6 protein-coding genes are annotated in these 22,572 nt (G+C 42.9%); all 6 read left to right on the plus strand.

The annotated features are described in order from the left end of the window. Positions 1–38: 38 nt before the first annotated feature. The 6 genes from BLQ57_RS05845 to BLQ57_RS05870 all read left to right on the plus strand — a co-directional run bounded on the left by BLQ57_RS05845 (position 39) and on the right by BLQ57_RS05870 (position 22,308). Complete coding sequence (locus tag BLQ57_RS05845) at positions 39–3,887, plus strand: sensor histidine kinase (protein ID WP_087938398.1); 3,849 nt, start codon at positions 39–41, stop codon at positions 3,885–3,887. A gap of 122 nt (positions 3,888–4,009) precedes the next feature. Beyond that, complete coding sequence (locus BLQ57_RS05850; RefSeq protein WP_087938399.1) at positions 4,010–7,354, plus strand: sensor histidine kinase; 3,345 nt, start codon at positions 4,010–4,012, stop codon at positions 7,352–7,354. Between the two features lie 122 nt (positions 7,355–7,476). Beyond that, complete coding sequence (locus tag BLQ57_RS05855; protein ID WP_087938400.1) at positions 7,477–11,361, plus strand: sensor histidine kinase; 3,885 nt, start codon at positions 7,477–7,479, stop codon at positions 11,359–11,361. After that, positions 11,358–18,917 (plus strand): ATP-binding protein, encoded by a 7,560-nt coding sequence (locus tag BLQ57_RS05860; protein ID WP_092824020.1) that lies wholly within the window; start codon positions 11,358–11,360, stop codon positions 18,915–18,917. Before BLQ57_RS05855 ends, BLQ57_RS05860 begins: the two co-directional genes overlap by 4 nt. Further along, on the plus strand, positions 18,914–21,037 hold the full coding sequence (locus BLQ57_RS05865) for a tetratricopeptide repeat protein (RefSeq protein WP_092824021.1): 2,124 nt from the start codon (positions 18,914–18,916) through the stop codon (positions 21,035–21,037). The genes BLQ57_RS05860 and BLQ57_RS05865 overlap by 4 nt, the downstream gene beginning before the upstream one ends. A 125-nt stretch (positions 21,038–21,162) precedes the next feature. Further along, complete coding sequence (locus tag BLQ57_RS05870) at positions 21,163–22,308, plus strand: hypothetical protein (protein ID WP_087938403.1); 1,146 nt, start codon at positions 21,163–21,165, stop codon at positions 22,306–22,308. The last annotated feature ends 264 nt before the right edge of the window (positions 22,309–22,572 follow it).

The following is a 22,572-nucleotide window of genomic DNA, read 5'->3' on the forward strand; positions in this document are numbered from 1 at the left end:
AAAGTGGTGAATTTTGATACACTGACATTATTCAAATCATGTGGGTAAAAACAAAGCGAATTAATTCGACAAAGCTTGATGCTGATAAGCATAAGATTAAAAAAAATGCTTTCACTCTTTTGCCTCGAGTTGACTCAAAGGGTTTTGCCCTATCTCTCCTGTTCTTAATCAGCTATCTGATTCTTTTGAATGGCTGTCAAAAAATCGAGAACAGAAGTTTTGATACAGCTCAAAATCAAAAGGATACAGAAATAAATTCAGCTCCAAAAATCACTTACTTAGACAGTCTTTCTGATACCATACTCCCTCAAAAAAACCGGGTTAAAGACAATTCTCCTCCAAGAACCATACGAATACCAAAAACTCAATCAGAGGCTTACACTATCCGAGAAGGTCAAAACGAGGGTAGAATCATCTCACCTCCTCAGATCATTCAAAGATCTTATTTGAAAAATGAAAAGGGAGAAGCAATCCTTGATGATAATGGCAACCCCTACCTTCTAGGTGATGGAGGGATTTCTCATTTTACGACCTACACGACGGATGAGGGCTTAAGCCTTGATAATATCACCTCTTCCCTATTAGACCAATCTGGAAATTTATGGCTTGGCACTTGGGGTGGTGGTATTTCCAAGTTTGACGGGATTTCTTTCACCAATTACACCACAGCACACGGTCTTTCCAATAATTTGGTTCACTGCCTAGCAGAGGATCAAGACGGAAACATTTGGATCGGGACAGAGGGAGGAGGAATTTCGATCTATGACGGATATTCTTTCAGCAGCAAAACCACCTCCGACGGGCTCGCAAATGATATTGTCTATGGAATTACACCTGTCAGCGACGGTAGCATTTGGATCGCGGCAGGAGATGGAGGCGCTTCCAAATACGATGGAGAGCACTTCACCAACTACAGCAAGGAAAATGGCCTCAATGGCAACTCGATCATCAAAATCGCCGAGGATGATAATGGTTTCATCTGGTTTGGGTCTGGAAGTAATGGAGTCATCCGATTTGATGGGGAATCCTTCCTTGATTTTACTATGGAGGACGGGTTGGCTGACAATGCCGTCAACTGTATCAGCAAGGATCGCACAGGAAAGCTCTGGATAGGCACCAAAGGTGGCGGAGTCTCAACTTATCAAGAAAATTCCGACCCAAATGCCAAAGGGACTTTTACTACTTTTCGTACTTCGGCTGGTCTAGCCCATGATGATGTATGGGATATTGAGGAAGATCCTGCAGGAAACTTATGGTTTGCTACCGAAGGAGGAGTTTCGAAATATGACGGGAAAAAATTCACAAATTATACCACCGGTCAGGGATTACCTAAAGACATTGTTTACAGCATCACCGCTGACAGTTCCGGAAATATTTGGATTGGAACAGCCGGAGGAGGCGTGACTATTTTCAAAGGAAAAGCATTTACCAACTTCACTGCTGACCTTGGACTTGTCAAGAACAGTGTCTACGGCATCCTTGAAGATAAAGATGGGCACCTGTGGTTTGGTACCGATGGAGGTGGAATTTCAAAATACGACGGTAAGTCATTTACCAATTTTACCACCGACCAAGGCCTACCCAATACACTTATCATTAGCGCAATTAAAGACAGCAAGGACCAACTTTGGTTTGGAACGGGTGGAGGAGGGATTGTGCTATTCGACACCGAATCCTCTCGGAATAGTGGTTCAAGTTTTACTATTTTGGACACATCTAATGGCTTGCCCAATGATATCATCTATGCATTAAAAGAGGACAGTCAAGGCAACATTTGGATTGGCACCGGAGGGGATGGTTTGGTTAAATTTGATGGAAATGAAGCGTCTTTGGAACAGTCCGCTTTCACAACTTATACCACAGCACATGGCCTCGCGGCCAATTACATTTACAGCATCCTCGAGGATAGCAAGGGGAATATTTGGATTGGTACAGCTGGAGGGGGCATTTCCAAATTTGATGGAAGGTCCTTTACCAATTTTGACACTTCTCATGGACTCTCCAACGATATCGTATGGAGCATATTGGAGGACAGATCAGGTCAGCTTTGGTTTGCCACACAGGGAGGTGGAGTCTCCAGGTATGACGGCCAATCTTTCAGCAATTTCACTAAGCGGTACGGCCTGGTAGATGATACGGTTTATGATCTCTTAGAGGACAAGGATGGGAATATTTTTATAGGAACCAATCAGGGTTTTACTGTGATTCCCGCGGAGACCGCTTCCCTTCCGTTTGCGGAAATAAGTGGAAAACTGGAGTATTATAATACCGCCAATGGCTATCCCGTCAAAGATGTCAACAAAGGCATCTACCTAGACAAGGAGGGGTCCATTTGGGCGGGTAATGGAAGCGACAAGACCGGATTGGTGAAGTTCAATTACCAAGCCTTGCGGAAAAAGAAAAAACAACCGAGTGTAAGAATCAAAAGCATCCGGATCAACGAGCAGCCCATCAGCTGGACTTCATTGCTAGATAGCCTTCCTAAAAATGCTTCGGAAACCTCCTCCAAACCAACAGTATATCCAACTGATGAAATCCAGGTATTTGGAAAACTACTCAGCTCTGAGGAAAGAAAATCTTACCAAAAGGAGTATTCAAACATTGAATTTTCAAGTATAAGTAGATTTGAAAATTTTCCTGTAAATCTGGTCCTCCCCTATGCCCAAAATCAAATCACCATAGATTTTGGAACCGATGAATTAGTGAGGTCCAGTTTAATAGAATACCAATACATTCTCGAGGGGTACAATAAAACCTGGAGTCCTGTGATCAAAAATAATCAGACCATATTTGGCAATATCAGCGAAGGGGACTATGTCTTCAAAGTAAAGGCCAGATACACAGGCCCCGGCGAAGGAGAAGGGAGAGCGTGGTCAGAAGAGGCGGTCTACCGATTCTCTGTACTTCCCCCCCTACATCGAACTTGGTGGGCTTATTTATTCTACTTTTTCATACTTCTGATAGGAATTAAATATGTAGACAAATTCCAAAAAGGGAAAACCATTCGCAAAGAGCGAGAACGAATACAACAAAAGGAACTGGAGCAAGCCAAGGAAATCGAAAAAGCCTATTTGGATCTAAAAATAACCCAAGCCCAACTTGTACAACAGGAAAAACTCGCCTCCTTAGGTCAACTCACTGCGGGTATTGCTCACGAGATTAAAAACCCTCTGAATTTTGTCAATAATTTCTCCGAAGTCTCCATCGAGCTGATAGAAGAAGCACTGGAAGAGATCAGAAAAAACCGAGACCTCCCTGCTGACTTGGTGGACAAGGACGACACCCTAGTAGATGAGATTCTGGATGATATCAAAATCAATCTGATCAAAATCAACGAGCATGGCACTAGGGCTAATGGGATCGTCACCTCAATGCTGCAGCACTCCCGTGGCGGAACCGGTACCATGGGACCTACTGACCTTAATTCACTGATCAAAGAATATGCGAACCTAAGCTTTCACGGAATGCGTGCAAGTAAAAAATCCATAGACGTCGAAATTATCCTAGACTTAGACCCCAAAATAAAAAATGTGCCTCTTATCAAGGAGGACTTTACCCGAGTCATTATCAACCTTTGCAACAATGCCTTTGATGCCATGCGTGAAACCGAAACCGATAAAAAACCCAAATTGATCATACGCACAAAGAAAATAAAGGGACAGGTATTTATTGAAATTGAAGACAACGGCCCCGGGATTTCTGATGAGATCAAGGATAAAATCCTGCAGCCCTTCTTCACTACCAAAAAAGGAACGGATGGGACGGGCCTAGGACTAAGCATCACCCATGACATCATCAAGGCACATGGGGGGCAACTAGAAATCAAAAGCAAAGAGGAAAAAGGAACCAGCTTCATTATTTCTCTCCCAACAAAAAATATCGATTAAAACATATACTCGAAATTATTCTATGACTTAAGTTCTTATTTTGTACCGCTTGCACTTCCACTTCACCTCTCCCAAAGAGATCATTTTAAGCTAGGTACATACCACCTCAAAACCTTAATAAAATGAAACTCTTATTCCTCCCCTATTTTAACTCACGTTCATTCCGACTTTTATTCCTGGCGATTGCCTTAAGCCTAATCAGCTTTTGCTCAATAGCCCAAATCAATTCTTCCAAAGGGGTACCTAGCTATACCAATTATGTAATCGGAGGTAATTCTTTGGCAGGGCAGCAAGTCTGGAATGTCAATCAAAATAAGGAGGGCTTTCTTTTCGTAGGGACCAGCTCAGGCCTACAAAAATTTGATGGTAAAAATTGGAATCTTTTAGCCTCTCCGAGCACAGAATTCAATACGAATGTTCGGTCAACTTTACTCGCCTCTGATGGCACCTTTTATTACGGTTCGCTGGGAGATTTCGGAATAGTTATATCGGATTCTACCGGCAAGACAATTGAAAGATCAATTTTGGATGGTTTTCCTTCGGACTTTGTATTCAATGATATCTGGTCCATTAGAGAGAGCAAGGGGAAAATCTACTTCCAAGCGAGAGAAGCTATATTCATCTATACCCCGGCAACAGAAGATCAATCGGGGAACATCAAAATATGGAAACCCGATACCGAGTTCATGTATGGCTTTATTCTCAATGGTGAGTACTATACACATCAAATAAACCTAGGCCTATATCAGGAAGTAAATGAAAGTCTTCAGTTGATTCCAGGAAGTGAGTTTTTGGGTGCGAATCGAGTCCAAGTGCTGTTGCCCTACAGTGACACAGGAGAGTTTCTTGTAGGAGCATTTTCAGGTGGTCTTTTTCGATATGATGGGGATAAATTCACCCCATTCCCTACTGAAATTGATCCCTATCTAAAAGACGGGACATTGTATAAGGCACTTCCACTACCTGACAGTACTTATGCAATCAGCGCCTTGGGTTATGGGTTTTTTATAGTCGATCGAGAAGGGGCGATTAAAGCACATTTTAACACTAAAAATTCCATTCCAGATCAAAGTGTCTATGCTTTCCACCTAGATAATACCAATAATCTCTGGGTTGGGACTAATAGTGGGCTTTCCAAAATTGAAATATTCTCTCCACTTACCCGATTTGATTCGGATACCTATGAAATAGGAAATGCTCTTTCACTGTCAGCTTTCGACAATACCCTTTACATCGGCACCTCTACCACGGTATTATACATTGATAAGTCCGACGGAATTGTTAAAAAAGTAGACGGAACACCCAATACCCAGGTTTTTGATCTATACACAGATACCAATGGAATTTTGAGCACAGGGGTAGGTATTTATGAAATCCGAGGCAATCAAGCCAAAATCATCCCTGAAACTGCCCCCTTTCAAACCTTAAGAATATTAGTGTCTGAAAAACATCCAGGCTATGTTTTCCTCAGCGGGAATTTCGGAATTCAGGTTTTTAGAAGGGAATTAGGAAGCAATGGAGAATATCAATACGAGGACATTGGCCCCATAACAGGGGTAACACGAGCTGTTTATTCTTTGGCTGAAAACGAGCAAGGAGAAATTTGGGGTGGAACCCAAGCCGGAATTCTATACCGAATTAATTTGCCAAAAACAGCCTCCGGCAGACTTGATGTGCCTAATGCGCGAGTACAGGAATTCAGTGAAAATGATGGTATAAGAGGTCTTTCCGGACTGGCAGTAGGGCCCATCGAAGGGAAGGTATATACCTCAGGTATCGATGGTTTTTACTATTTCGACGCTCCTACTCAGAGCTTTGAGCGGGATCCGCTATTTAGCTTTTCAGATGAAGTAGCTGACATTAACCTTGACACCTATGGCTTAGGGGTCGGAGAAACAGGCAATGTCTATTTGGACTTCAAAGGAGAAAAAAGGTATGCGATAAGACAAGCTGATGGAAGTTTTATTCTGGAGACCTATCCCGTGAATCTAATTACGGCCAGTGGTGTAGCTTCCGGGTTTACGGAACCCAACGGAGTTATTTGGATTGGAACTGACGAGGGGTTGATGAGGCTCGACCCGAATAAACAATACAAAACAGACTATCCTGTACCTCTTTATTTTACTTCTATTTCCAGTTCTTCAGGTCCTCTAAGGCTCGTTGAATTTTTAGGGGGAAAGACGCCTGAAATTGCTTATGAATCTAATAAAATAGCATTTGAATATGCTTCCCCCTTTTTTGTCAGGGAAAATAAAATTCTCTTTCAAAACTATTTAGAAGGTTATGATGAGGAGTGGGGAAATTGGGAGGATAAAGTTACCCGGGATTTTTCGAACTTACCTTATGGTGATTACACCTTTCGAGTTAGGGCAAAAAACACCTTTAACACCTTATCAGAGGAAATAACTTACTCTTTTACTGTCCTTCCTCCCTGGTATGCCACTTGGTGGGCTTTTGCACTTTATCTATTGGTCTTCGCTTTACTAGTGTATGGCTTGGTCAAAATTCAAACCATTCGAATCCTAGCCAAGGAAAAAGAAAAAAATCGCCAAAAAGAATTGGCACATGCCAAAGAAATCGAAAAAGCCTATGAGGAACTCAAAGCTACCCAAACCCAGCTGGTTCACTCTGAGAAAATGGCCTCCCTCGGAGAACTCACCGCAGGCATCGCTCATGAGATTCAAAACCCCCTAAATTTTGTCAATAACTTCTCCGAAGTCAGCGAGGAACTGGTAGAGGAGATGAATGAAGAGCTGGAAAATGGGAATATTGAGGATGCTAAGACCATAGGAAAAGACCTAAAAGATAACCTCAGTAAAATCAAACATCACGGAAGACGGGCAGACTCCATCGTGAAAGGCATGCTGGAGCATAGCCGGGGTGGCTCTTCCGAGAAAAAGCTCACCAACCTCAATGCTTTGGCAGATGAATTTCTCCGCCTGAGTTACCATGGCCTCCGAGCAAAGGATAAAAGTTTTTCAGCTGATTTTGAGACCGAGCTGGATCCTAATATTCCTCGAGTCAAGGTAGTCTCTCAAGACATAGGAAGGGTTTTTCTCAATCTGATTAACAATGCCTTCTACGCCTGTGCTGAGCGAAGTCGAAGCACCAGTGCTGAGCGAAGTCGAAGTGCCTGTGCTGAGCAAAGTCGAAGTGGCTATGCAGAGAGAAATCAAGAAAAAGCGGAACCGTACAAACCCAAAGTAACAATCAAGTCCAGGTTGCTTGAATTAGGAGGTTCAGGGGGAGTGGAATTTTGCATCCAAGACAATGGAGGGGGAATTCCAAAAGCCATCATTGACAAAATTTTTCAACCCTTCTTTACTACCAAGCCTACAGGAAGTGGCACTGGCCTGGGGCTCAGTCTGAGCTACGATATCATCAAATCCCACGGGGGTGACTTAAGAGTCAAAAGTGAGGAGGGCGAGGGTACGGAGATGATCATCTTTTTACCGATTGAATCTTAAAAGAATGGAATTACCAAAATCAAAAGTATACAAATGATTTACCAGGAAATCAGAGCTTTACAGCAACTTCTACAGCTCAAATTCAAGGCAAAGCTCAAAAATTAATTCTTAAAAAAGTCATCATGAAGCATCTCATTCTTTCCTCTCTTAGGCTAGTATTCCTTGGGTTTTGCGTCGTTCAGGCCAGCCTGCAGGAAGCGAAAGCACAGGAAATCAATTTAGAGACCATTTCAATTTCCAATGGCTTGGCTTCACCCGTGGTAATGAATGTGATGCAAGACCGGTATGGACTGCTTTGGTTCAGTACTGGAAATGGAGTACAGCGCTACGATGGATACAATTGGAAAACCTATCGAAACATCATAGGGAATCCCAAAAGCCTTCAACACAACTCCACATTTGACACCGAAGAAGATGCTGAAGGAAACCTCTGGATCGCCAATGAGCTGGGTCTCACCTATTTTGACCGGGCAAAAAACAGCTTTAAAAATTACAGTATTGAGGAGACGTTTCAGGTTGCAGGTGTTGGACGGACCATTACAGTGTTGCCGGACTCACAGGGAAGAGTGTGGGCAACCACCATTGCCTTTGAAATCATCCAGCTGGATCCCGAGTCGGATAGCTTAAAACTTGCACCATATACCAATATTAATGGCAAGCCAGCTGTTCATTCGGGAATATCCATGGTGGTATATGAGGATAGAGATGGAGGGATCTGGGGAGGGTCTGCCAACCATGGACTGATGTATCTGCCCAAAGGGGCCATCGAATTTAGTCCGGTAAAATTTGATATTGAACACACACTAAATAGTTTAGATAATACGATTACCCAACTCTATCAGGACCGGGATGGAATATTATGGATTACCAGCCGGCAGGGCATTTACAAGTATGATGTAGAAAAGAATAAGCTTCGCCAAATCCTCAGTTATTCAAGCGGTAATGAGGATATCGCAACGTTTAAAAATTCGATTGTTGAGGACTCCGAGGGGAACATTTGGATATTAAACAACTACCGAGGAATCTTAAAATTTGAGGGAAATAGCGATCGCTATTCAGAAGTATTTATTCCCGGAAATCGGAAAATGGCCAATGGTTTTTACACAAATCGCCTAACCGAGTTGATGATAGACCGGAGTGGGATTTTTTGGATTGGATCGAGAACGGAAGGACTTTTCAAATATGACCCTGTCAATCAACCCTTCAAGTATTACAGCCATGATGCAACTAATCCTGCATCCCTTAGCCCGGGCGGGACATTTGGATTATTCTCATCAACGATCAGTCCTGGGAAAATTTTTGTCGGAACACGGGGTGAAGGAATCAATATTTTCAATGAAAATGATGAGACAATCAAGCGGGTAAATTTTGCCTCGTCCAATGACATGTTTGGAGGATCAGCAAGGGCTATCTATGAGCAAAAAGATGGAACGATCTGGATCGGTACTTGGGGAGATGGATTGATCAAAATGGACCCAAACACCCTAAAAGAGCTTAAACGCTATAAGCATACTCCGGATGGCAATGAAAATAGCCTTCCCAACAATCAAATTAGAGTAATACGTGAGGATAAAAAAGGAAACCTTTGGATAGGAACCAACGGTGGCCTTGCAGTATTCAATCCTGCCGTGGAGACCTTCGACCCAATCGTCAGTCAATACAGCCAAACCTATTCTGAAGAAATTTTAGCAAAAATAAAAACCTGGCTGGAAACTGACCAAGAGATCGCGATCATCGAACAGGTAGGTCCATTTGAAGAATTGACGCAAGGCTTCGAGATTACCGAACGTGGCACCTACTTTCTAGTCTCAGTTGGGGAAGGCGATGCAGCAAGTATGGCAGATTATGGCTGGCTTGAAAACTCCTTAGGTGAAACCATCATCGGGATGAAAACCATTGAAGATTCATTTTGGGCAGGAGGAGGTCTGAAAAACCGACTTCAAATTGCTCAAATCGAATTAAATCCTGGATCTTACTCCCTCCGATATACTTCAGATGACACCCACCACTTTGGAGATTGGAATGAACCTGAACCCGAGTTCCTACCCCTTTATGGAATAGCTATTTTCCAGCAAGAGGATCAGACAAAAAATCAATCGTTGGTCGTAAATATTAATGAGCAAAAGGCTGAAATAGTCATTCAGGATGGCAGTATTTCCGACATAGAAATCGGTGAAAAATACATCTGGGTCTCCAGTATCTATGCGGGAGTCACCCGAATTGACCCAGAGACCAATGCCGTGAAATATTATACCAGCGACCCAATGGATCCTTCCACACTAAGCGACAGGCAGGTTTTTGATGTGCTGGAGCATGAAGGCCAACTATGGATGGCAACTTATGGTGGGATCAATATTTTGGATATCGAAAGCGATGAAATCTCCTACTACACCGAACAGGACGGACTACCCACCAATTTCATCGAGACGGTATTACCCGGGGACAATGGAGAAATGTGGTTTTCAAGCCAAAACGGACTGATTCAAATGATGCAAAATGAAGCTCTGGACAAAGTCACTTTTATCAATTACAATGAAGATGATGGGATAGGTGGGGAATCTTTCATTTCACTAGCTGCGGTAAAAACTCCGAATGGCAACTTTTATTTTGGAGGGGATCACGGACTCACAACTTTTTCTTCTGTGGCATCCAATAAGGTCCCACCCTCGGTGATCATTTCCAATTTTTTGCTCTCCAATCGCTCTGTCTATGAGATGGGCGAAAACTCCCCGCTTGAAGAAGATCTCTTGTCCACTGAAGCAATCACGCTTCGACACGATCAAAATGACTTGAGCTTTGAATTTGCGGCCCTCCACTATGCCAATCCATCCAAAAATCAATACGCTCACATGCTCGAAGGATTAGATCAGGATTGGATTTATGACAATAGAAACTTCGCCTCTTACACGAATCTTGAGCCAGGAACCTACACCTTCAAAGTTATTGCATCCAATGCCTATGGTGTTTGGAATGATGTAGGCAAATTTCTAATCATCAACATACTTCCTCCTTGGTGGAAAACCTGGTGGGCCTATTCGCTCTACGGACTTTCCTTGGGACTTGTAGGTTTAGTGGCCTACTCTGGACTAAAGCGAAGAATCCGAATGAAGGAGCGAGCCCAAAGTTTAGAAAGAGAAGTAGCACAGGCAAAAGAAATCGAAAAAGCCTATACCGAGCTCAAAGCCACCCAAGCCCAACTCATTCAATCTGAAAAAATGGCCTCACTGGGAGAACTTACCGCCGGGATTGCCCATGAAATCCAAAACCCCTTGAATTTTGTGAATAATTTTTCTGAACTGAGTAATGAGCTGGTGGAAGAAATGAAGGATGAATTTAAAAAGGGAGATACAAAAGAAGGCTTCGCAATTGCTGATGATATCAAACAAAACCTTGAAAAAATAGCTCACCACGGCAAGCGTGCCGATGCCATTGTGAAAGGCATGCTAGCCCACAGTCGAAGTAGCTCAGGTGAAAAAGTCCCAACTGATATCAATGCGTTGGCTGATGAATATATGCGGCTTTCTTATCATGGACTTAGGGCCAAAGACAAGAGCTTTAACTCAGATTTTAAATTGGATTTAGATCCTAATCTTCCCAAAATCAATGGTATCCCTCAGGATATCGGAAGGGTACTGCTGAATATCATCAATAATGCCTTTCAGGCAGCTGGAAATTCAGAATTCTTAATCCAGAATTCTGAAATAAAACCTCTTGTCAGCCTCACCACCAAAAATCTAGGCGACAAGATAGAAATACGCATCTCCGACAACGGTCCCGGTATCCCAGACTCCATTAAAGACAAAATCTTCCAACCCTTCTTTACGACGAAGCCAACGGGTTCAGGTACAGGATTAGGATTGAGTTTGAGCTATGATATTGTGAAGGCACATGGAGGAGACCTACGGGTCAAAAGCCTGTCTGCCGAAGAGGCAGGTACCGAAGGAGAGGGAACAGAGATGATCATTTTTTTACCAATTGATTCAGATTTTAAGTCGGATTCAGAATGAGGAAAGAAAAAGAGAAAATACTTAATCAATCCTACCAAGAGTTTATCGAAATCGGATTGAATATTCGCCCGATAATCGATGAACTGAAACACCTAATTGATCCAAAAATCATTGGATTTGGGACGACCGAGGATGAGCGGATTTTTTCACGTCAGGATTTTATTGAACTGATCAAAAGACAAGAGGAGCAGGCAGTCGGAATAAAACTAGAACATCAGGTAAAACCGGTTCACAGAAGAGTCCTTAACGGTGAAAATGCTGCCATCTACGTCGATGACTTGATGTTGAGGGTCACCACTGATTCGGATCAATTTGAGCTGAAAATGCGCTTTTCTATGGTCTTTGAATGCCAAGAAGAAAAGTGGGTTGTGGTACACTGGCACGGTTCCAAGCCAGAGGAGGTAAAAAGCGAAGAGGATACCTGGGGAATCGATAGTTGGAAGAAAAAGACAGAAGAGCTCGAGCAGATTGTCTCGGAAAAAACAGCCGACTTGCTCGAAAAAAACCGAGAATTGGCAATCGAGGCGGCACTGGAGAAAGTGCGTGCAGTAGCTATGGGCATGAAAAAGCCAGAGGATATGTTGGATGTCTGTCGAATTATTTCAGACCAATTACAGCAATTTGGTGTAGAAAAAATCCGGAATGTTCAGACTGCGATCATTGACGAAAACATAGGTCAATACCTCTGCTATCAGTACTTCACTCCCTACACCAAAACAGCCATAGAAATAACAGAATACCTCAAAAGTCCGGTAGAACATGGCATGGTCAAGCAAATGCTGGCCTCCCGAGATGGGTATTTCATCGGTAGCCTGAGTGGCAAGGACCTTGAAGATTTTAGACTTCATCGAAAAGAGGAAAACCACTTTCAGGATCCACATTTGGACGAAGCCATGGAAGTAGATTATTGTTTTTTATCTATTGGAGAAGGTGGACTTGGGCTGACTTTGTACCAACCAATGACTGAAGAAACCCTGTCTCTATTTAAACGCTTTCATCAGGTTTTTTCCTTGGCTTACCAGCGGTTTCGGGATATCCAAAAAGCCCTCGCACAGGCGAGGGAAGCGCAAATTGAGGCAGCGCTCGAACGAGTCAGAGCTCAGACCATGGCCATGCACAGCAGCGAGGATGTGGGGAAATGTGTGGTGAAAATGTTCAGTGAACTCACGGCATTAGGAGTGGATCAAGGGACCCGGTTTGGAATCGGCATCCTGAATCATGAAAACGAAAATAACCAGCTTTGGACAGCCCGAAAAACCGGAGAGGAAGTCAACATGCATATCGGCAACATCGATATGGCTTGGCACTCCATGCTAAAAAAAGCCCGTCAGGCTTGGATAGAGCAGGTTCCATTCCACAAGTACATATTGGAAGGGGAAGACCTGCTGAACTACTACCAAATGCTCAATAATGCTCCAGACTATAAAATTCAAATTCCTTTAGAAGAATTACCAAAAAAGGAAATCCAACACTGTTTCATTTTCGAGCATGGATTTTTTTATGCATTCAGTCCCCGTGAATTCCAACCCGAATTGATTCACATTACCAAGCGGTTCAGTACGCTTTTTGAACAAACCTACCGAAGGTATCTGGATTTGGTAAAAGCAGAAACCCAAGCCCGGGAGGCAGAAATTGAGTTGGCCTTGGAACGGATTCGGGCCAGGACCATGGCGATGCAAGAGAGTGACGAATTGGCGGAAGTATCCTCCTTATTGTTTCGACAAATGGAAGTGTTGGGAGTAGGTACTTATAGCAGTGGATTCACGATATGGGATGAAGACCAGGATGAACTCATTTCCTGGATGTGCAATGCAGATGGTTCTATGAATCCGCCCTTCCGGATGCCTATTGAAGAAGATAAATGGCATAAAGAACAGTATGATAGCTGGAAAAAAGGAGACGATTTCATCACAAAAAACCTGAAAGGTGAAGAGATGCAATCGTATTTCCTGTATTTACGATCCTTCCCCCTATTAGACGAAGCTTTTGAAAAATCAATAGCTGCCGGGCACCCGATGCCCGAAAAACAGGTACACCATGTGGCCAATTTCTCTCATGGCAATCTTCTGTTCATTACCCTTAAACCTTACCCAAAGGCTCATGAACTATTTAAGCGGCTTGCCAAAGTATTCGAACAAACCTACACCCGCTTCCTCGATCTTCAAAAAGCAGAAGCACAGGCACGGGAAGCGCAGATAGAAACGGGATTGGAGAGGGTTCGCTCCAAAAGTTTGGCGATGCATAAAACTGCCGAATTACAAAGTGTGATCCATACTGTTCATCAGGAGTTAATAAATCTAAACATATCCATTTCCGGCGGATCTTTTATTGTCATCAACAGTGAAATTGACAATGAAATCCAGTGCTGGGGTTCAGGCGGCACGGCAGACACTTCTGATAGGGTCCATATTCCTCACTTTGAAAAGCCAATCTATACCCAGCTTTTAAACAGATTAAAAAGTGGTCCGGGATTTTTCACCGAGGAATATACCCAAGAGGAAAAAATAGAATTTTTCACCTTTCTATTTCAGCACGAGCCTTGGTCAAAATTAAGTACCAAAGAGAAAAAACATACATTATCTGCATCTGGTGGATATACTCGCTCCTGCGCGGTATTACACCATACGAGCATTTTAATTATTAACCACTGGGGAGAAAAATTTTCTGAAGCAGAAAATGCCATTCTTAAACGTTTCGGTAAAGTCTTCGAACAATCCTATACCCGCTTTCTCGATCTGCAAAAGGCAGAGGCACAAGCTAGGGAAGCTGAAATCCAATTGGCGTTGGAAAGAGTGAGAGCTAAGACCATGGCCATGAAAACCCAGTCTGATCTCTTCGATATTATAGAATTATTTGGCAAACAACTGAATGCTGTAGGTATAAGGTTTGATAACGTCACGTTTATCGAAGGACCCATCACAGAAAAAAGAGACTGGGATTTATGGAGCTATGCGCCGGAGGCAGAAAATACAACCGATAAAATTCTCATTCCTTATATAGAGACTCCGTATTTCACTAAAACAGCAAAAGCTGTAAAAGAGTACCAAAAGACCGGGCATCCTATCCAGGTAAAAACATTCACACAGAAAGAGAAGAGTGAATTCCTCGACCATTATTGGAGGCATGCACCAGCAGTGTCAGATGAATTTGTCAATTATGTTAATGCCACTCCAGGTTCAATAATAGTAGATGCATTTTTGGCAGAGATAACTGTTTCCATGGTTAAATGGAATGCAGAACCCTATACAGATGAGGAACTTAAGATTTACGAACGCTTTGCAAAAGAGTTCAGGCAAACCTATATCCGCTTTCTTGATATCAAAAAAGCTGAAGCCCAAGCCAGGGAGGCTCAGATAGAAGCGGCATTGGAGAAAGTCCGATCCCGCTCACTGGCCATGCACAGTAGTGACGAGTTGAATGAAGTGGTGAAAGTACTGTTCGAGAAAATGACGGAGCTCCAAGTTCCATCCACTGCCATAGGAATTCAGACTTTTCCGGAAGGCTCTAAAGATATGCAGTGCTTTGTGTGCGGGGATGTGGGAAATGGGATGGTCATCAATCAGTACCTCTTGCCCTATTTTGACCATCCTATCCTCAAGGATTACATCGAATCACATAGAAAGGGTCTAGATCATTTTGTGGGCACTTATTCCAAAGAATTGAAAGACAGCCTGTATGAAGTGGTGCTTGAACTTCCTGAATTAAAGGACATACCTGTGGAAGTTAAGACGATGATCTTAGAAAGTAAATTCTACGAGATTACCATGGTGTCGTCTAAGAAATCCACCCTGGCAGTGAATGACTTTATTGGTAATCCATTGTCAGAAAGTCAGATAGCTATTTTAAAAAGGTTTGCGAAGGTATTTGATCAGTCTTACTTACGCTTTCTCGACCTGCAAAAAGCAGAGGCTCAGGCAAGGGAAGCGCAGATCGAAGCCGCTCTGGAACGGGTACGATCCCGAACCATGGCGATGCAATCTAGTGAGGAATTGTCCGAAGCAGCAACAGAGATGTTCGGTCAAATCAAGGGGCTTGGACTTAACCCCTGGAGCTGTGGTTTTAATATTTTTAATGATGATAAAACAGTCATTTCACAATGGGTAAGTTCAGGAGATGGTAGGCCCATCAAGCCATTTGATACGCCTACCACTAAAGATGTATTTAAACAGATTGTCGAGCACTCAGAGCATGATGAGCTTCTATACATCCAGAAGATGGAAGGTAAGAAATTGGAGAATACGTATAAATACATGGCCTCCCTTCCTACTCTTGACAAAATATTTGAAGAGTTGGATGCAGCTGGGATAGCGCTCCCCAAAAGCCAAGTAGATCACGTAGCTTACTTCAAGCATGGCTATTTGATGTTTATCACCTATGAGGAAACACCAGAGTTTCATTCCATCTTTAAGCGTTTTGCTAAAGTCTTCGAACAAACCTATACCCGTTTTCTAGACCTTAAAAAAGCGGAAGCGCAGGCGAGGGAAGCAAAAATTGAAGCTGCGCTCGAAAAAGTACGGTCACGTTCCATGGGCATGCAGTCAAGTGAGGAACTGCCCGAAGTAGCCAACTTGATGTTTTTGGAAATTCAGGCATTGGGTATCCATGCTTGGAGCTGTGGCTACTGTATCTTAGAGGAGGATCGCAGATCCAGCACCTGCATCATGAGCAGCGAGGGGACCATTCAAAAACCTTTCCTCTTGCCTCACTTTGGAGAACCATCATTTGAAGAGTGGGATGATTTCGTTCAGAGTAATGAGTCCTTTTTTGTCCAGGAACTGAAAGGTAAGGCGATCAAAAGCCATTATGACTTCATGACCTCATTGCCTCAACTGAAAGCCACATTTCAGGAACTTAAAGACGCAGGACTATCCCTGCCCACCTACCAGATCAATCATCTATGCAAATTTACACACGGCTTTCTACTTTTCATCACTTACGAACCTGTATCGGAATCTCACGAAATATTCAAACGGTTCACGAACGTCTTCGACCAGACCTATACCCGTTTTCTTGATCTTCAAAAAGCGGAAGCACAAGCTCAAGAAGCTCGTATTGAAGCTGCCTTGGAACGCGTGCGATCCCGCACCATGGGCATGCAAAAAGCCGAGGAATTGGGTGAGGTAGCTATCGTTTTATTCAGCGAGTTAAATTCCCTGGTCGATAATCTTTGGACCTGTGGTTTTGTCCTCTGTGAAAAAGACAGAAAAGAAGATGAGTGGTGGTTGAGCCTAAATAATGGATTGATTGAGCCTTTTTCTCTTCCAAATGTGGGAGATTATGCGCATGAAAGCCTCTATGAAGGTTGGGAAAAAGGAGACTCTTATCGCACGGTGACACTGGAAGATAAACAGCTACAGCAGCACTACAATTGGTTGATGAAAATCCCAATCGCTGAGAAAATTTTTGAAGAGATGGAATCCTCAGGTATCCCAAGACCCAACTGGCAGCGTCTCCATGCCGCCTATTTCAAAACAGGATACTTAGTCATCATTACGGAAGTCCCTTGTGAGGAGGAGGAAATCTTCAAACGCTTCGCTCAGGTTTTTGACCTCACTTATACCCGTTTCCTAGACCTGAAAAAAGCCGAAGCACAGGCAAGGGAAGCGCAAATCGAAGCAGCATTGGAAAAAGTCCGCTCAAGGTCATTGGCGATGCAAAGTCCTGATGAGCTAATCGAAGTTGCGCAACTTCTCAGAGAAGAAATGGGCGCATTGGGTGTAGAGGAATTGGAAACTAGCTCCATTTACATCCAGGATGAAAGTACCGGATTGACCCAATGTTGGTTTACCATCAAGAATCCGGATACCCCTGACAAAGGGATAACAGACCAAATGGTTATTGACCTTCAGGATACCTGGGTGGGTCGAAAGATGGATGAATTTTATCGATCCAAAGCAAAACAAACTTCCATTCTGATGCAGGGTAAGGAAAGAATAGAATGGATCCGATATTGTGAAGAAAAATCCGACCTGTTTGGGACCAGCAATTTTTATGGTGAAACTATTCCTGACCGTACCTATCATTTGTACAAATTTTCCAATGGCTATATCGGTGCAGCTGCTCCCGGAGAGATTTCTCCAGAAAGCTGGGAACTTTTAAAAAGAGCCACGGCAGTATTTTCCTTTGCCTATACGCGGTTCAGGGATTTGCAAATGGCCCAAGCCAGCGCCCGAACTGCCATGCGACAGGCCTCTTTGGACCGTGTCCGTGCAGACATTTCATCCATGCGTCATGCGGATGATCTTGACCGGATTACACCACTGTTTTTTAAAGAATTGACAGAACTGGGTGTTCCATTTATCCGCTGTGGGGTTTTTATCATTAATGAAAAACAAAAACTGGTTGAAGCCTACCTATCCTCACCAGAAGGAAATTCATTGGGTGTTTTGAGACTTCCGTATCAAGCCAGCGAACTCACCCATCAGACAGTGAAGGCTTGGCGAAAAGGGGAGATTTATACGCAGCACTGGAACAAGGAAGACTTCATCCAATGGATCAACCAATTAATGGAGCAGGATCAGATTCAGGATGGCAATACCTATCAGGGTACCGCTGCCCCTCCCGAATCGCTCGATTTGCATTTTGTCCCTTTTCCACAGGGGATGCTTTATGTGGGCGCAGTGAATCCTCTGACGGAAAATGAATTGGAATTGGTGCAGGCACTAGCCAAAGCATTCTCTGTTGCTTATGCTCGCTATGAGGACTTTGTAAAATTGGAACAAGCCAAAGCCGAAATCGAATCTGCCATGATTGAACTCAAAGCTACCCAAACCCAACTCGTGCAGCAAGAAAAACTCGCCTCACTAGGCCAACTCACTGCAGGCATTGCTCATGAAATCAAAAACCCGCTGAATTTTGTGAATAATTTTTCAGAGCTGAGCAGTGAATTGATCGATGAAGCTTTTGAGGAGCTTGAAAAATTAGGGAGTTCGGAGGAAAAAGAAGAAATCATCGCCATCCTTCAGGATGTCAAAGGAAATCTGACCAAAGTCCACGAACATGGCACCCGGGCCAATGGCATCGTGACTTCTATGCTCCAGCACTCTCGAGGTGGGGATGGCAAAATGGAGCCTACTGACTTAAATGCTCTTCTAAAGGAATATATAAACCTGAGTTTTCATGGGATGCGGGCAGCGAAAAATCCTATCAATGTGGATATAGCGCTGAAGTTTGATGAGAAAATAGGTAAGGTCAATCTGGTTTCAGAAGATTTTTCAAGAGTAATCGTCAATCTCTGCAATAATGCATTCGACGCAATGAGATTAAAAACGAACGATGAGTCTAGCAATTACCAACCAAAACTCACCGTTTGCACGAAGGCCGAGAAAAATCAAGTTACAATTGAAGTAGAAGACAATGGCCCCGGTATCCCCGACTCCATCAAAGACAAAATCCTCCAACCCTTCTTCACCACCAAAAAAGGAACTGAGGGTACAGGGCTTGGATTAAGTATTACCCATGATATCGTGAAAGCGCATGGGGGGCAATTGCAGGTAGAGAGTTCACCTGGTGAGGGGTCCACATTTATCATTCAATTACCAAAAGGAGACCTATGAAAACCATCAAAATCACCTTTATCCTTTTTTTCATACTGACTAATTCTATGATGGTTTTGGGTCAAAAAAACCCATACTGGCAGGAACCTAAAGTAGGCCAAGCCGATAGCTTGAAGAGCTGGCTAGAATCGACAAAGGATGATTCAATGAAGTTGTATATCAACAGACAGCTTGGCTTGTACTACCAGGAGAGAAACCGATTTATTGCATTTGACTATTTTAATGCCCAGCTGGAGCTTGCTAGAAAGTTGAATCAAAAAGTCTGGGAAGCGGAAGCTTTAAGTAGACTAGGCTATGTTTCCAGTTCGAGCCAAAATTACCCTGGTGCTTTAAACTATCTATTAGCTGCTCGCAAAATTGCATCCGATCCCGATGCCAGTTTAAATCTTTGTAAAATTTCACTATTGACTGATGATGGTGATGCCAACAGCGCTCGAATGACGGTTCTTTTGGAAATCATCAATCACCTTGGTATTCTCAATAATTTCGTTGGCAATTATGAAAAAGCTATCGATTACTATGAGGAAGCATCTGAATTGAATAAAATCAGACAAGATGAAGTAACGGCTTCTCTTCTGCACATGAACAAAGGAGAGGCTTATGTGGGGCTAGGAAAATATGATTTGGCTAAAACCGAATTGGAGCAGGCTCTCAGCGAAGCTCAGTCTTCTGGATATAACTTGTACACAGGGCTTATCTACTGGGATATCGGGAGAATCTATGAAACTGAGGGTAATTTCGAGGAAGCAGAGAAATATTATAAGCTAAGCATTACAACGAATATCGATATAGATAGTCCCGATTTTCTAGGAATGGGATACCTAGCTTTGGCCGAATTATATAAAAAGACAAGTTCCCTTGATTCCAGCTACCACTTAGCCCACAAAGCCCTGTCTACCTACCGTGCCATGAGCGATTCACTGGGTATGATCAATGCCCATTCAACTCTTGCTTCACTCTTTGATGCTCGTTCTCAAATTGATAGCGCCTACTACTACATGAAGGAAGGTGCAACTTTAAATTCTGCCATGAACAAAGATGAGCGGGTGAAGGAATTCCAAGTTTTGGGCTTAAATGAGCAATTAAAATTAAATGAACTCGAGACCGAAAAGGTACTGCTTCAGAGCAGAATACGGATATATGGGTTGACTGCGGGTATTGGAGTTTTCTTCTTGATTAGTATCCTTACATACAAAAACAATATCCGGCAAAAAAAGGATAAGACAATAATTGAAAACTCCTATGCAAAGCTAAAATCCACCCAGTCACAGCTTATCCAGCAAGAAAAACTAGCCTCACTAGGCCAACTCACTGCAGGCATTGCTCATGAAATCAAAAACCCGCTGAATTTTGTGAATAATTTTTCAGAGCTGAGCAGTGAATTGATCGATGAAGCTTTTGAGGAGCTTGAAAAATTGGAGAGTTCGGAGGAAAAAGAAGAAATCATCGCCATCCTCCAGGATGTCAAAGGAAATCTGACCAAAGTCCACGAACATGGCACCCGGGCCAATGGCATCGTGACTTCTATGCTACAGCACTCTCGAGGTGGGGATGGCAAAATGGAACCTACTGACTTAAATGCTCTTCTGAAGGAATATGTAAACCTGAGTTTTCACGGGATGCGTGCAGGGAAAAATCCGATCGATGTAGATATAATCTTGGACTTAGACCCTGAGATAAAAGAAGTGCCCCTGATCAAGGAGGACTTTACGAGGGTAATCATCAACCTCTGCAATAATGCCTTTGACGCTTGTGCTGAGCGGAGTCGAAGTGCCTGTGCTGAGCGGAGTCGAAGTGCTAGGGGGAATTCAAAGACGGAAGACCGAAGACCGGAGACCGAAGAAAGCCAGAATAACGAGGCAAATTATCTCCCTAAATTGATGGTGAAATCAACTTTGCGCGAAGACAAGGTCATGATTACAATCGAAGACAACGGCCCCGGCTTCCCCGAAGAAATCAAGGACAAAATCCTGCAGCCTTTTTTCACTACCAAAAAAGGAACAGAGGGAACAGGGCTTGGACTCAGCATTACCAATGATATTATTAAAGCGCATGGAGGGGAGCTGGAGGCACAGTCTGAACCTGGAAATACGGTTTTTAGGATCATGCTGCCCGTTTAGAGTCAAACTTTTTTATTCAACATTGATTCTCACAAGATTTTATTCAAACCTTTTGAAGATCAGCTCTTGGAAAATTTAACGTTTTTTCAAATCCTAATTCTAGCCAAAAATCCTATCATTATAGGATGAAGAAATTTATTTTTGCTGCTTTTATTGTCGCTGCATTTATAGCCGCTTGTACACCGAAGAGGGCTGTGGACCGTATCGGGGATTCCTATCATTGGGTTTTTCAGGATTCTATTCAGGTGGATTACATGGGAGAATTGACATTGCTGGACTATGAGCCTGCCCAAATGTTGTTTGTCGCTAGATGGAATAAACAGGAAGAGTATGTGATTTTTGATGAATCAGGGCGAATCAACCATACATTCAAGTTAAATGAAGACGGACCCAATCGAATCGGATGGGTTCAGGGCATCAACTTTTTAAATGGGAAGCTCTGTGTTATGGAGGAGACAAAAGGGATATACATTTTCGATCTAGATGGATCGTTTATCGATAGGCAGTCTATACCTGAAGATTACTTTTACATCAATGGCCTGCCTTTTGGAGCCCAAAAGTTGGAAGATGAATTAATTTTTCTTCGGCCTGAAAGAGGCGAAAGTTTAAAAGATATTTCTTCTATGTATTCAACTGCCTATTCGGCTGATATTTTGGAAGTAGTAAATCCTTTGACCCATGAGATCCGCACCACCATGCCTTTCCCTCCCAACACGGTTTATAATTCAGGCCACTTTTACAATTGGACTTTTCCAATGATTATCAAACACCAAGATGAGTGGATTTTAACTATGCTTGCAGAGCAGAAGTATTTTGTCTATCAAGAGAAGGAAGGAGAGATTCTGTTTGTCAAAGAGGTTGACCTTGCTTTGGAGGACGCCATTTCGATGCCTGGTATTCCGATGAATAGACAATCGGATTGGTATGAGGAGTTTGGCAATGTAATCTTTGGAAGAATAGAAAACATTTACCGAAGAGAAAATGACGTCATAGTCATCTATACCAAGGGAGTAGCTGAAGAGATTGCCGAACAATACGATCGTGAAAATTGGGAAGAATGGCTTGCTTTTTTGGAAAGTATTCCTCGCTATGCCGCTATTTTTGATGATAATCATGAATTAATCCAACAGGATTTACCATTACCAAAGGGGGTACGATTATCATCCACCGTAACTAGTGAAGGAGCTATTATTGCCGAAAAGAACCAGGAATATTTTGGTGTGGAAGAGGATTTTCTGATTTATTATGAATTGGGGCTTGCGAAAGATTAGTTTCTTAAGCTATTAATTTTATTGCCATAATCGGCCTAGGGGTTGTCTGCCTGCCCTGCTCCAGACAATTGTCCTGGGCCGGCCTCTCCCTAATAAGCTTTTTTGAAGCTCGATCCTTTTCAACTATCACTACAAATTTGCTGGAGACAATAAAAAGAAATAAGTCTTGCCACCGACCGGAATTTTAGGCTGGTCGGTTAATTTTTATTGGGTTTATTTAGGGTATTTATAGGGTCAGTTTAGGGTATATATATTTTTAAAGCT

This window comes from Algoriphagus faecimaris, from assembly GCF_900101705.1.
Lineage (GTDB): Bacteria > Bacteroidota > Bacteroidia > Cytophagales > Cyclobacteriaceae > Algoriphagus > Algoriphagus faecimaris.

Bases quoted from the DNA above. Each gene is read 5' to 3' on its own strand.
- BLQ57_RS05845 (WP_087938398.1), top strand. From the start codon at position 39: ATGTGGGTAAAAACAAAGCGAATTAATTCGACAAAGCTTGATGCTGAT.
- BLQ57_RS05850 (WP_087938399.1), top strand. From the start codon at position 4,010: ATGAAACTCTTATTCCTCCCCTATTTTAACTCACGTTCATTCCGACTT.
- BLQ57_RS05855 (WP_087938400.1), top strand. From the start codon at position 7,477: ATGAAGCATCTCATTCTTTCCTCTCTTAGGCTAGTATTCCTTGGGTTT.
- BLQ57_RS05860 (WP_092824020.1), top strand. From the start codon at position 11,358: ATGAGGAAAGAAAAAGAGAAAATACTTAATCAATCCTACCAAGAGTTT.
- BLQ57_RS05865 (WP_092824021.1), top strand. From the start codon at position 18,914: ATGAAAACCATCAAAATCACCTTTATCCTTTTTTTCATACTGACTAAT.
- BLQ57_RS05870 (WP_087938403.1), top strand. From the start codon at position 21,163: ATGAAGAAATTTATTTTTGCTGCTTTTATTGTCGCTGCATTTATAGCC.